Source organism: Streptomyces sp. 71268 (genome assembly GCF_029392895.1).
In the GTDB taxonomy this organism is placed as follows: Bacteria; Actinomycetota; Actinomycetes; order Streptomycetales; family Streptomycetaceae; genus Streptomyces.
The window spans coordinates 6,172,100-6,184,103 of sequence record NZ_CP114200.1 but is presented as its reverse complement, the minus strand read 5'-3'; the positions used below and the strand labels follow the sequence as shown (position 1 = coordinate 6,184,103).

Below are 12,004 nucleotides of genomic sequence, written 5' to 3'. Positions count from 1 at the left end.
AACCGTCCCTATCCACGCTGCTGGCTGCTGCGCGATGCGGACACCGGGCCGGACCCACCCGGGTCCGGCCCGCACCCGGCCCTGCCACCGATCGCGCGCTCACCGACCGCGCGCTCACCGACCCCGCCGACCGCTGCCGTCCGAGCCGACGGCTGACCACCCGAAGGGGGGCGCCGATGCTCACCGCCCAGCGCGGCACGGCGGTTGGCCGACCGGACTTGAGGCGCCGGCGCGTGACACGGCTACGACCGCAGGGCGGCGACGAACTGGGGGATGGCCGCGGCCACGTGCGCCCCCAGGTCGATCGCCGCGTGCGCCTCCGGCACCCCGGGCGCCTCCGCGAACTCGGGGAGGCCGAGGAAGGCGAAGAGCGGCCCGATCGGACCGAGGGACGCCGCCCACTCCCCCCGCGCCGCCCGCGAGCCGCCCCTCCTCCCACGCCCGCACCAGCGGCGGGAGGACGCACAGCGCCGCCAGCGTGGTGACGACGGGCGCCGCCTGGCTCAGGGTCCGGCCCGCCGGCGTGTCGTGCCCCAACAGGCCGAGCAGGCTGCCGATCCCGGCGACGACCTCCCCGAGCACCGGGTACGGGACGTGCTCGTCGGGGGTGGTGGCCAGCGTCCAGTCGCCGAAGCCGGCCGCGAGCACCACCAGGCTCGACGCCAGGACGCCGCCGTGGAAGTGGCGCAGCAGCGGCTGGTCCGGCGCGCGCGGTGTCCACAGGTCGATGCCGGCCCGCGCGAACGCCAGGTAGCAGGTGCTCATGCTGGTCAACACCCCCAGCGCCAGGCCCTGTTCCTCCTCGTCCCGAGACCCGGGCTCGTCGCCGGTGTGGTACGGCCAGATCCCGTCGGGGAACAGGCTGGCCCGGGCGTCACCCGTGGCGACCTTGTGCGCGATGGTCGCCGGGTAGGCGGCCATGAGCGCGAGGAGGCCGCCGACGGTCGGCGTGTCGTCGTCCTCACGCCGCGCGGCGCGGGCGGCCTGCTGCCACAGCGGGGTGAGCCGCGACCCGTCCAACGCGGTGTTCAGCGAACCGGCGATCGCGCCCACGGCGGCGTCCACGACCCGCAGCAGGCTGTGCACGATCTCCCGCACGCACCCGAAGACCGCCCGCAGGCACTTCTTGGCCTCGGCCAGCAGGTGGGCGAGGTCCTGGTCGTACACCTGCCGCTGGCTGCCGACGAGGCCGCCGACCGCCTCCCACAGGGCGTGCAGATGGCACAGGACGCGCTCCCTGACCGCGGCGAAGTCCGTGGCGAAGGCCCGCTCAAGCGCGGGGTCGAGCCGGAGGGCGGGGAAGGTCAGCGGCCCGAGTCGCTGGAGCCGCTCCTCGAGCCAGCCGGCGATCGGGTCGTTGAGGGCCTCGAAGACCACCGGACGGGGCACCGCGAAGGCGATGCCGGCCTGGAACGTCTTGTCCTTGAGCAATCCGTGCGCGAGCACGTCGAGCAGTTGGTCGAGGTCACCCTCCCGCGCGTCGAGCCAGGCGTCGACGGTCTGGTCCAGGCGAGCGAACCCGTCGGCGTCGGCGACCGTCCGGGAGAGGTTCATGGCCCGTTGGAGCGCCGTCTTGGCCTCCCACACGGCCTTCCAGTCGGTCGCGGTGCTCAACCAGCCGATCACCTCCCGGGAGGGGACACCGACGCCCGCGAAGCACGCGCCGACGGCCCGCCCGCCCTCCTCCATGCCCCGCACGGGCAACCGGACACCCGGCGCGACGGGCCGCCCCGCGAGCGCCAGTCCGGTCGCCGCCCAGCCTGTCCCGTCCGCGGCCCAGCTCCCCACCTCGACCACGCCGCGCTCCACCCCGAACCACAGGTCGCCGATCACGAGCGGGTCCCCGGCGCCGTCCGCCCCGGCCCGCGTGCCCTGGGCCGTGGCGCTGGCCGCAACCTCGTTCCCGTTGGCGGTACACGCGGCATCGGTGCTGGTCGGTGCGTCGGTGGTGGTCGGTACTTGTACGGCGGGCGGGGCGGTAGGTCCCTCCAGTGCGTGCCGGGCGATCGCTCGGATGACCTCGGCGGTGCGGGCGAGCCGGTCGGGGGCGACGCCTGCGGCGAGGTCGCCCAGCGCCGCTCCCCCGGCGTCGAACGCGGGCAGCCGCCCCCGGGCGTCGCTCTCGCGCAGGGTGCCCGTGCCGGCGAGGTAGGCGAGCGTCTTGGTACCGGGGCGAATGGTGGCCACGTGGTTCCCGGCCCCGTTCATGAGCACCAACTCCGTCCTGGCCAGCGTGGTGGCCCGGACCATGAATCGCAGCAGGCCCGCGTGGTCGGTCAGGAACGGCTGGGGCTCCGCGGTCAGCGTGTGCAACGTCGGCTCGACGCCTGTCACTCCGGGTCGCTGCCAGTAGATCTCGCAGTCGCCGGCGTGCGCGGCACTGGCGAGGCCGACCTCGTGCAGGACCAGCGGCCTGCCGGTCGCGTCGAACACGCTCAGCTCGACGTGGTGGAAGTCCGCGGTGTGCGCCTCGCCCGCGGTGCCGGGCCGGCGCACCTCGACAGAGCGCCACCTGCGCGTACGCGCCTGCTGGACGGCCAGTCGCAGCAGCGGGCCGTCGCGGTGGCAGGTGAACAGCGCGGTGTCCCGCTCCCCGCGCGTCCTTCCGGCGACGGCGAAGAGGCCGACCTCCCGGTCGATGGGGACCGGCGGCGTCCAGCGCCCCGGCGTCGACCGACTCTCGCGGATCACCCACAGCCGTCGCGCCACGTCCAGCGCGTACATGTCCCGGAAGTCCCGCTCGCCCCCGCCGTACGACTCCCGGCGACGGTGCGGGACCACGTCGGCGAACCCCACGGCGACGGGCATCGGCGGTACGGGCGCCGGCGCGAGCCGCCCCTCGCCGCCCGCCCTACCGTCGAGGCGCGCGCACGAGAAGGATCCGTCCCGGTTGGCCACCAGGACCAGCAGGGCCCCGCCGTCCGGGTACAGCGCCACTACCTGCCGCGCCCGCCTGCCCTCCTCGTGCGAGAGGCGAGCGCTGCCACCCCGCGCTCCGTCCGCGCCGCGCCACGCCACGTGCACGGGGTACGCGTCGGTGGGTCGCACCCACGCGGCGCAGGCGTACCGACCGTCGCCCAGTTCGACGTCGGCCAGCAGGCCGCCACCGGGCCCCGCGTCGTCGAACTCCGCCTCCATCGCCTCGCCTTCGCGGATCAGGCAGTACCGGCCGTCTCCCTGCCGCGCGTACGCCAGCCCCTCGCCGTCACAACGCAAGGCCTCCCACCGGGCCCCGTCGTCGGCCGACAGCCGCCGAGCCGGGCCGAAGCCGCCGTCCGGCGCGAGCGCGCAGGTGTGCAAGGCGCCCGCGGTGTCCAGCACCACGCAGCGCGGCGAGTGACCCACGACGACGACCTCGGCGGGCTCGGTCCCGGCCCCGAGGTCGAGCGGCGTCACCCGCCAGCCGAGCGGGACCCGCGCGTCGCGCACCACGTGCAGGGCCCGGCGCGGCAGCCCGTCGACCGCGCTGACCACCACCGCCTGCGGCACCGCCTCCCCAACTCCTGCCCGACCACCGGCGACCGGCGGCGCGCCATCGGCGGGGGCGGTCTCGTCCGGTGCGTAGAACTGAGCGACGGGGCGGGCGGACGAGGCATCCACCGGGATGCCCACCGCCCGCAGCGTGTCCTGCATCGTCACGTCCAGAACCTGCACGTGAGTGGCGCCGGTCGGAGCATCCTCGCCGGGTGCTGGTGTGCCCATCCGCATCTCCCTACTGCTGCTGACACCGGTCAGGGGGTCAGCGAGCTACCCCTTCGCACGGCGGGGTATGCATGTGCTGATAGCTCACGACATACGCGTACGTATGTTGACGGAGCGGATGCTCGCCACCTACGCAGACCAGCCCGGCACGCGCCACGTTCACCGCCCGGCCGGGCCCTTCCCACCCACGCCGCCCTCGGCCGGCGCGAGGCCGGCCGCGTGCGCGATGACCTCGGCCGTGGCCCGCCCGCCGGCCACCGCGTGCGCGGCCCGCGCCGGTACGCACCGCCCGCGCTCCACGCTGAACTCGGCCATGACGACACCGGCGTGGTCCGTCGCCAGCTCCGTCCGCCACACGGGCCAGCCGCGCTCCCGCAGGGCGGCGGCGAACTCGCGGGTGTGCTCCGCCGCCACGATGTCGTCCGCCGTCCCGTGCACCAGTCGCACGGGCAGCGGCCCCGCCGACGTGGTGGCCAACTCCGCCAACGGGCTGGCGCCGGTGGTCCGGGCGGGCCGGCCGTAGTGGCCCGCTATGCCGACGACGGCCATCGGCCGCCATCCGTCGCACGCGGCGGGTCGCAGCGCGAGGCCCGCCGCGGCCCCGGCCCCGGCCGACCAGCCGGCGAGCACGCACCTATCGGCATCGCCCCCGTGGGCGCCGGCGTGCTCCCGTACGAAGCGCAGCGACTCGAGGAGGTGCGCGCGCCCGCCGTCCGCGGCGTCGGAGCGCCAGTCCGGTACGTAGACGAGCAACCCGAGCCGCGCGACCTCGCGCGCCAGCGGCCGCAGAACGTCCCGTTCTTCGGGGCCGATGCCGTGCCACAGCAGGGCGACGGGCGCCGCCGTCCGGGCCCCGTCGGGGCGGTGCACGTCCATGGCCAGGGCGTCGGTCCCGTAGGTGGTGGTGTGCGTCGTGGGCTGGGTGGTCACGTCCGTGCGCTCCTGATCCGCTGGTGTTGACGGGCCTTCGATCCTGCCCGTACCGCCGACCGGCCCGACGACCGCCTCCGCCACCCAACCCGGCCCACCGCGGCGCCGCGCCCCTCTCCCCGCCCCCGCGCGACGTTCCCTTGCCGCCACGCGACGGGGAGGCGAACTTTCGGCGGCCCGCGTACGGGCGGTTGACGCGCGTAGCGTGCCGGCCACAGGCTAGGTCCCGGCCACCAACGAGGCGTTGGCGACGGCCATTTCAGCCGGGGGCCGACGGTTCCCGCCAGCGATGTGACGGTTGACGGTCGGGAGGCCGGCATGCTCAGACGCACCACACGTTTGCTTGTCTCATTTGTCATGGTCATGGCGGGCGCCGTGATCGGCGTTGGCACCACGTCGGGCACGGCACAGGCCGCCTCGTGCTACACCTGGAACCGCACCCTCTCCCAGGGCTCGACGGGCAGCGACGTGACCCAGTTGCAGATCCGCGTGGCCGGCTGGGTGACCTCGGGCGAACGGCTCTCGTACGACGGCAACTACGGCGCCCGTACCGCCGCCGCCGTGAAGAAGTTCCAGGCCGCGTACGGCCTCAGCGCGGACGGCGTGGCGGGCCCGAAGACCTTCAGCAAGATCTACTCGCTCCAGGACGCGGACTGCACGCCGATCCACTTCACGTACGCCGAGCTGAACAAGTGCAACTCCACCTGGTCCGGCGGCGCGGTCTCGGCCACCACCGCCAAGGCGAACGCCCTGAAGACCATGTGGAAGCTGGAGGCGATGCGGCACGCGCTCGGCGACGTGCCGATCCAGATCTCCAGCGGCTTCCGCTCCTACGCCTGCAACAGCGCGGTCGGCGGCGCGTCCAGCAGCCGCCACCTGTACGGCGACGCCGCCGACCTCGTCGGCTCGCCGACCCTGTGCCGCCTCGCGCAGCAGGCCAGGACGCACGGCTTCTCGGAGATCCTCGGCCCGGGCTACACCGGCCACAACGACCACACCCACGTGGCCTTCGACCCGTCGGCGTTCTGGTCCGCCCCCAAGTGCGGTATCTGAACCACGCAACGCGCCCGCCCCGTCGACACCCCGCCCCGAGCGGCGAGCCGACGGGGCGGGCTCGCGGCTTTCGCCCCTGCCGGGCGGGATGGCACGGTGGGGCCTGGGGCGTAAGCCGACTCCGTCACCCGAGCGGTTAGCGCAACACGCGCCCAGAGGCTCCCCACTACGCCACTCGTTTCAGGTCGACCCAGGCCAACGACCCGAGCGCGCAAGCATCATGCGACTGAATGCCCGCAAGGCCACGACGGGGGCCCCTCCCACCCGTAAGCTTTTTTCCTCGGGGAAATTCCTGTGAGGGGGCGACATGGAACCACTCGCATTCGCGGCAGCTAGCGCATTGGTTTGCGCGATGGCGACAGATGGTTGGCGAACAGCACAGGCAGCGACAGTGGCGCTATGGCGCCGGGTGGCCCCTGAGAGGGCAGCCGCGATAGGGACAGAATTGGACGAGGTCCGGTCTCTGATGCTGACCGCGCGACAACAGGGGCATCAGGATCCGGAGGACGCCCTGGCTGGCACATGGCGCCTGCGCCTCCAACAGCTTCTCGACCAAGAGCCCCAGTTCGCCGACGAGCTACGGCGACTCTTGGACGAACACCTCACGCCGGCACTGGAGGGGAAGGGCTTCGACCGCCCCCACAAGGTCGTGCAGAATGCCACAGCTAACGATCACTCCGAGATCATCCAGGTCGGTCGTGACGCCCATATCCATCGGCCGCCGAGGCCATGACGAGCCGACCCCACGATCCCCCTCAACCCCATCTCGTACAGAACGCTACTTCTCACGGTCATGGCCAAGTCATTCAAGTGGCCGGGGACCTCCACCAGAGCACCCACCCGGCCTGCACCCCTGGTCCCCTGCCCAGCCTGCCGCGCGAGGTTTCCGGGTTCACAGGCCGTGAGGACGAACTGCGTTCCCTACTCCGTGAAGCCACTGAGCAATGCGGGGCCACCGTCGTCTCAGTCGTGGACGGCATGGCCGGAGTCGGCAAAACCGCATTCGTCATTCACGCAGCACATCTGCTTGCCAAACACTTCCCCGACGGACAACTCTTCCTTCGCCTGCACGCGCACACGCCCGGGCAACGCCCCGTCGACTCCTCAGAGCTCCTCGCCTCCCTGCTCACCCTCCACGGCGTCCCCGCGCAGTTGATCCCAGCCCATCTGGACGCCCGTTCCGCGCTATGGCGAGCCCAGCTCTCAGGGAAGAAGACACTCATTGTCCTCGATGACGCAGTGGATTCCGCCCAGATTGAACCGCTACTGCCAGGAACCGGTAATTGCCTGGCCCTCGTGACCAGCCGTCGCCGACTCTTGGCCCTGGACAACGCCACGTCCATAACCCTCGCTCCCCTGCCGACAGAGCAGGGGGTTCGACTCCTCCACCAGCTCGCGCACCGCACCCCGGAACCATCCGAGTTGGCCTCAGCCGCCGGCATGGTCCGGCAGTGCGGCAACCTCCCTCTGGCAATAGCCGTACTTGCCGGGCGCTTGGCTCATCACCCGAAATGGTCGATCACTCAACTCGCAGCGAACTTCGCCGCGGCTCGGGACCGGCTCAGTGAACTGCGCGTCCCAGGCCGCGCTGTCGCTGCGGCCTTCGACCTGTCCTACGCGGCCCTCCCCCCGGAGCAAAGACGCCTCTTCCGCAGCCTGAGCTCGCACATCGGGCCGGACTTCGACGCGTACGCCACTGCGGCCCTTAACAACATCAGGGTAGAACAGGCACGCCACGGTCTTGAGCTCCTGTACGCGGACCACCTGATCGACGAGTTGACCCCAGGTCGCTTCCGTATGCACGATCTCATTCGCGCATACGCAGAAGACCGCAGAAAGGCTGAAGACACTCCCGCGACGAGGTGCCGAAGCCTTGATCGCCTTCTGGACTACTACCAGGGCGCGACCGCAGAGGCCGACTGGTTTCTGCGGCAGTGCCACCACGGCAGCTCACCACCTGGGGGCACGCGCATTGGTCATCTACCACAGAATCGAGACGAGGCACTGGCGTGGATGCGTCGAGAGCGCGCCACTCTCATCGCCTGCATCGACTTTGCGCGAGCCCAGTCGGACGACGCTCGGGTCGTCACGCTGACGGCCTCGATGGCGGTCTTTCTGCGTCACGACGGCCCTTGGCCGCACGTTGCCTCCCTCCACCGTGCCGCCGTCGCAGCGGCCCGCCGTTGTGGCGCACAGCGCGCTGAGGCGCACGCATCATACGAGCTGGCCTGCGCCCGGGCTGCGATCGGCGACTACCAGGAAGCCGTCCAATTGCACGAGCGAGCCCTGGCTTGGTACCAAGGCGCTCATGACACGCATGGTGCCGCCACTACCTTGCGCGAGCTGGGCCGGATGCGATCGGCGACCAGCGACTACCCTGCGGCGGCCCGGCTCCAAGAGCAGGCCCTTTCCGCGTTCAGATCCATCGGGGATCGTCGGTGCCAGGCGGTCACCCTGGGGGCGCTGGGCCGGGTTCGGGACATGACCGGAGACCTTTCGGCCGCCGCCGCCTTGCAGGAGCAGGCGCTCACCCTGTGCCGGGAGGCGCGTGATCAGGCGGGGGAAGCTGTTGCGCTGCACGACTTGGGCCGCGTGTGGTCTGCCATGGGCGATCACGCGCAGGGTGCGGAGTTACTGGAGCAAGCTCTCGTTCATCACCAACGGGTCGGCGACCAGGGAGGTGAGGCCACGGTTCTGAGCAGCCTGGGGCGCACGCGGCGTCAGTTGGGAAACCATGAGGCTGCCGCCCTGGCGTTGACACGCGCCCGGCAGTTGGCCAGCGCTCTCGGCGATGTGCACGGTGAGGCCAATGCCGTGTACGGCCTCGGCAGGGTAAGGAGCGAATCCGGTGATCTCGGGGCCGCAGCACAGCTCATACTCGAATCGGCGGCATTGTTCAGGACCCTCGGCGACCGGCTCGGGCAAGCGAATGCGGCCCATGCGGTCGGCCGGGTAGGGGCCGCTGCGGGAGACATTTCCATGGCCAGGGAGCAACTGAGTCGCGCTGCGGCCATGTTTCGCGCCCTCGGAGACACTGAGCGCGAAGCCGCAGTTCTCCGTAGCATGGAAAGACTCCTGACCACTTAAGGCGGCGCCGAGGTCCGCTGCTGGCAGCCAACATGCCGTACGCCTCATCGGCCACCAGGCAGGATGTGCCCAACTCGCAGCTCGATGAGTGGCAAGCGCCTCGCCGCCGAATGACGCTCACTCGGCCGCCGCTGCGGTATCGAAGTCGGTGCAGATGTCCAGTGCGTCGATCTTTGTCCGTAGCACTCCTGCGCCTCGTCGGCCTGATGCCGATCCAGGCGTGGAGCGACGCGCAGTGGCCGAGGAGTCCTCACCGCACGGGTCCCGCAGACCGGAGCGATCCCGCACGAGGCCACAGAACCACTCCGGCCCCCTGCCGGGCGGGGTGACGGCCCCGCCAACCTCAACCCCAGCCCCCTGGACATTTAGTTGTGTGGACGCAATAGTTGTATCCACACAATGAATCGAGGATGTCCCGTGGCCCAGCTCGCTCCGCGCCGGCGCTGGTTGGTGCTGGCCATCTGCTGCCTGAGCTTGTTGATCGTCAGTTTCGACGTCACCGCCCTCAACGTCGCGCTGCCCTCCATCCAGCGCGATCTGGGCAGTTCGGTCTCCGGACTGCAGTGGACGGTCGACGGCTACACCCTGGTGCTGGCCAGCCTGTTGATGTTCTCCGGTTCGCTCGCCGACCGGGTGGGGCGACGGCGCGTCTTCCAGGCCGGGTTGACCGTCTTCACCACGGCCTCGCTGCTGTGCAGCCTCGCGCCGGGGCTCGGCTGGCTGATCGCCGCGCGGGTGCTCCAGGCCGTCGGCGGGTCGATGCTCAACCCCGTCGCCATGTCGATCATCAGCAACGTGTTCGCCGACTCCCGCGAACGCGCCCGCGCGATCGGCGTGTGGAGCGGCGTCGTCGGGATCAGCATGGCGGCCGGGCCGATCATGGGCGGCGCGCTCGTGGAGGCGGCCGGTTGGCGCGCCATCTTCTGGATCAACGTCCCCATCGGCCTGGCCGCGCTCGTCCTGACCCGGCGCTACGTACCGGAGTCCCGCGCCGCGCGCCCCCGCCGCGTCGATCCCGTCGGGCAGGTCCTGGTCATCGTCCTCCTCGCGACGGTGACGTACGCGATCATCGAGTCGCCGGCCCGGGGCTGGGACTCGCCGCTCGTGGTCGCGTGCGCGCTCACCGCCCTCGGCGCGCTCCTGGGGCTCCTGTGGTACGAGCCCAGGCGCGCCGATCCCCTGGTTGACCTGCGACTCTTTCGGTCCGTGCCGTTCTCGGGGGCCACCGTCACCGCCGTGGCCGCGTTCTTCTCGCTGGGCGGCTTCCTGTTCATCAGCTCCCTCTACCTCCAGCACGTACGGCGCTTCGACCCGCTGCACGCCGGCCTGTTCATGCTGCCCATGGCCGTCATGGCGCTGGTCAGCGCGCCGCTGTCGGGGCGGATCGTCGGATCCCACGGGCCCCGCACGCCGCTCCTGGTGGCCGGGGCCGCGCTGGGCGCGAGCGCGGCCCTCCAGGCGCTGACCTACTCCGCGCACCTCTCGGTGGCCGTACTGTTCCCCGCCTACGCGCTGTTCGGCATCGGCTTCGGGATGGTCAACGCCCCCATCACCAACACCGCTGTGGCCTCGCTGCCGCGCTCGCGGGCCGGCGTGGCCGCCGCGATGGCCTCCACCAGCCGCCAGCTCGGCCAGGCGCTCGGGGTGGCGGTCATCGGCGCGCTGCTGGCGGCCGGCGCCCACCTGGACCCGGCGGCGACCGGCCCGCACCCGGACCCGACGGCGTTCATCGACGCGAGCCGGACGGCCTGGTGGCTCATCGCCGGGTGCGGCGGCGGAATCCTGCTGGTGGGTACGCTCACCTCTGGCCGCTGGGCGCAGTCCACGGCCCGGCGCACCGCGCGGCGGCTGGCCGCCGAGGAGACCCAAGCGACAGTGAAGGCCTGATGGAACGCGCACGCGAGACGGACCAACCGGTGGACGACGCCACCGCTCAGGCCGCCACCCGAGCCTGGCAGGGGCTGCACACCCTCCTGTTGGAGCGCCACAACCGTCGCAAGGAGGTCGCGGACGCGCTCGGCATGAGCTTCAGTCGCATCCGCGCCCTGCGCCGCATCGCCCCGGGCCCGCTCACGCTGCGGGACCTGGCACAGCGGATGGGCACCGACCCGCCGTACACCACCGTCATCGTCGACGACCTGGTACGACGCGGCTTCGCGGAGCGCGTCACACACCCCGTCGACCGGCGCTCCAAGCTGGTCCGCCTCACCGAGGAGGGCAAGGCCGCCGCCCACCGCGCCGCCACGATCCTCGCCACCCCGCCCGACGACCTGCTCGCCCTGCCCCGCGAGGACATCGAGGCGCTCGACCGCGTGGTGACCCGGCTCCTGGGGTGACCTGCCCGCGGCGGCCCGGCTACGGCGTGGGGATGCCCGCCGGGGCGCGCGGCGGACGCCCGAACCGGACCGGGACGCCCGGCGAGTACAGCACGCTCACCGGCCGCGCTGCCGGCGCCGGCAGGCCCGCGGCGGCGATCAGGTTCTCGTCGCAGCGCAGGAGTTCGGCGCGGTGCAGGGGCCAGCGGGGGTGGGTGTTCGGGAGGTACATCGAGCGCCCGAAGAACGTGTTGTGCATGCCCCAGCGGGCGGTCAGGAAGTGCTCAAGGTCGGTGGGCTCGTCAACCGGCCCAGCGACCCGGATGGCGATCCGGCTGTACGCGCCCCGCGGCCCGGGCCAGCGCCGACGGCTGGTGTACGTGACGGTGTCGCCGACCCGGCGCACGCTCATCCTCGACCAGAGGTAGGGGAGGCGGAACGCGGCCCGGGCGACGGCGACGGGAACCAGGCGGGACGCGTCCAGCGAGCGGAAGACCACCCCACGCCGGCCGTGGGCGTCCACCGAGTACAGGCGGACGTTGGTCTCCGGGAAGGTCCCGAGGTAGGGGACGCCCGGGAGCCGGAACCAGCCCACCCGGTGCATCCGGAAGGCGACCAGCCCGACGTAGGTGCGACCGTCCAACGTGTCCGGACGGGTGCCGACGGGCAACAGCGGCGCGACGGCGGCGGGTTCGGCGGCCCAGTGCAGGAAGGTCAGGTCCAGCCAGGACTGCGTGAGCAGCGGGTACTCCGCGTCGTGCGGCGGGTCGGCCGTTATCGGCTCGGGAACCCTCTCCAGCGACACCATCACCGCAGTATCCCAGGGGACCGCCACCCTCCTACGGGCCGGCCGGGAGCGGGAGTCGGACCGGGGGCCTCGCTCGGGCTGGTGGGCTCTCGGCGGCGGGCCGGGTACG

General features: G+C 72.1%; 8 protein-coding genes. 5 read left to right on the top strand and 3 right to left on the bottom strand.

Features of this window, described 5'->3' with window-relative positions:
* Positions 1 to 180 precede the first annotated feature (180 nt).
* Together OYE22_RS24520 and OYE22_RS24515 are read right to left on the bottom strand one after the other, a co-directional pair.
* The gene (locus OYE22_RS24520) at positions 181 to 3,702 is read right to left on the bottom strand and encodes a hypothetical protein (RefSeq protein WP_277322406.1); all 3,522 of its coding nucleotides are present in this window, start codon (positions 3,700 to 3,702) and stop codon (positions 181 to 183) included.
* Between the two features lie 159 nt (positions 3,703 to 3,861).
* Complete coding sequence (locus OYE22_RS24515; RefSeq protein WP_277322405.1) at positions 3,862 to 4,632, bottom strand: alpha/beta hydrolase fold domain-containing protein; 771 nt, start codon at positions 4,630 to 4,632, stop codon at positions 3,862 to 3,864.
* A gap of 318 nt (positions 4,633 to 4,950) precedes the next feature.
* Here OYE22_RS24515 and OYE22_RS24510 point away from each other — a divergent pair, with 318 nt between their 5' ends.
* From OYE22_RS24510 to OYE22_RS24490, 5 genes are all read left to right on the top strand, one after another.
* A complete protein-coding gene (locus OYE22_RS24510; protein ID WP_277322404.1) occupies positions 4,951 to 5,685 on the top strand; it encodes a D-Ala-D-Ala carboxypeptidase family metallohydrolase in 735 nt (244 codons plus the stop codon).
* A 466-nt stretch (positions 5,686 to 6,151) separates the two neighbouring features.
* Positions 6,152 to 6,418, top strand: coding sequence for a hypothetical protein (locus tag OYE22_RS24505; RefSeq protein ID WP_277322403.1), 267 nt, complete (start codon positions 6,152 to 6,154; stop codon positions 6,416 to 6,418).
* The gene (locus OYE22_RS24500) at positions 6,415 to 8,772 is read left to right on the top strand and encodes a tetratricopeptide repeat protein (protein WP_277322402.1); all 2,358 of its coding nucleotides are present in this window, start codon (positions 6,415 to 6,417) and stop codon (positions 8,770 to 8,772) included. Before OYE22_RS24505 ends, OYE22_RS24500 begins: the two co-directional genes overlap by 4 nt.
* A 417-nt stretch (positions 8,773 to 9,189) precedes the next feature.
* Positions 9,190 to 10,659 carry an MFS transporter gene (locus tag OYE22_RS24495; protein WP_277322401.1) on the top strand — a complete coding sequence of 490 codons (1,470 nt, stop codon included), beginning with the start codon at positions 9,190 to 9,192 and terminating at the stop codon, positions 10,657 to 10,659.
* Positions 10,659 to 11,108 (top strand): MarR family transcriptional regulator, encoded by a 450-nt coding sequence (locus tag OYE22_RS24490; RefSeq protein ID WP_277322400.1) that lies wholly within the window; start codon positions 10,659 to 10,661, stop codon positions 11,106 to 11,108. Before OYE22_RS24495 ends, OYE22_RS24490 begins: the two co-directional genes overlap by 1 nt.
* A 19-nt stretch (positions 11,109 to 11,127) precedes the next feature.
* On the opposite strand, the gene OYE22_RS24485 is transcribed toward OYE22_RS24490, so the two are convergent.
* The gene (locus OYE22_RS24485) at positions 11,128 to 11,895 is read right to left on the bottom strand and encodes a DUF2071 domain-containing protein (RefSeq protein ID WP_277322399.1); all 768 of its coding nucleotides are present in this window, start codon (positions 11,893 to 11,895) and stop codon (positions 11,128 to 11,130) included.
* Positions 11,896 to 12,004: the final 109 nt, after the last annotated feature.

Bases quoted from the DNA above. Each gene is read 5' to 3' on its own strand.
- OYE22_RS24505 (WP_277322403.1), top strand. From the start codon at position 6,152: ATGCTGACCGCGCGACAACAGGGGCATCAGGATCCGGAGGACGCCCTG.
- OYE22_RS24490 (WP_277322400.1), top strand. From the start codon at position 10,659: ATGGAACGCGCACGCGAGACGGACCAACCGGTGGACGACGCCACCGCT.
- OYE22_RS24520 (WP_277322406.1), bottom strand. From the start codon at position 3,702: ATGGGCACACCAGCACCCGGCGAGGATGCTCCGACCGGCGCCACTCAC.
- OYE22_RS24510 (WP_277322404.1), top strand. From the start codon at position 4,951: ATGCTCAGACGCACCACACGTTTGCTTGTCTCATTTGTCATGGTCATG.
- OYE22_RS24500 (WP_277322402.1), top strand. From the start codon at position 6,415: ATGACGAGCCGACCCCACGATCCCCCTCAACCCCATCTCGTACAGAAC.
- OYE22_RS24485 (WP_277322399.1), bottom strand. From the start codon at position 11,895: ATGGTGTCGCTGGAGAGGGTTCCCGAGCCGATAACGGCCGACCCGCCG.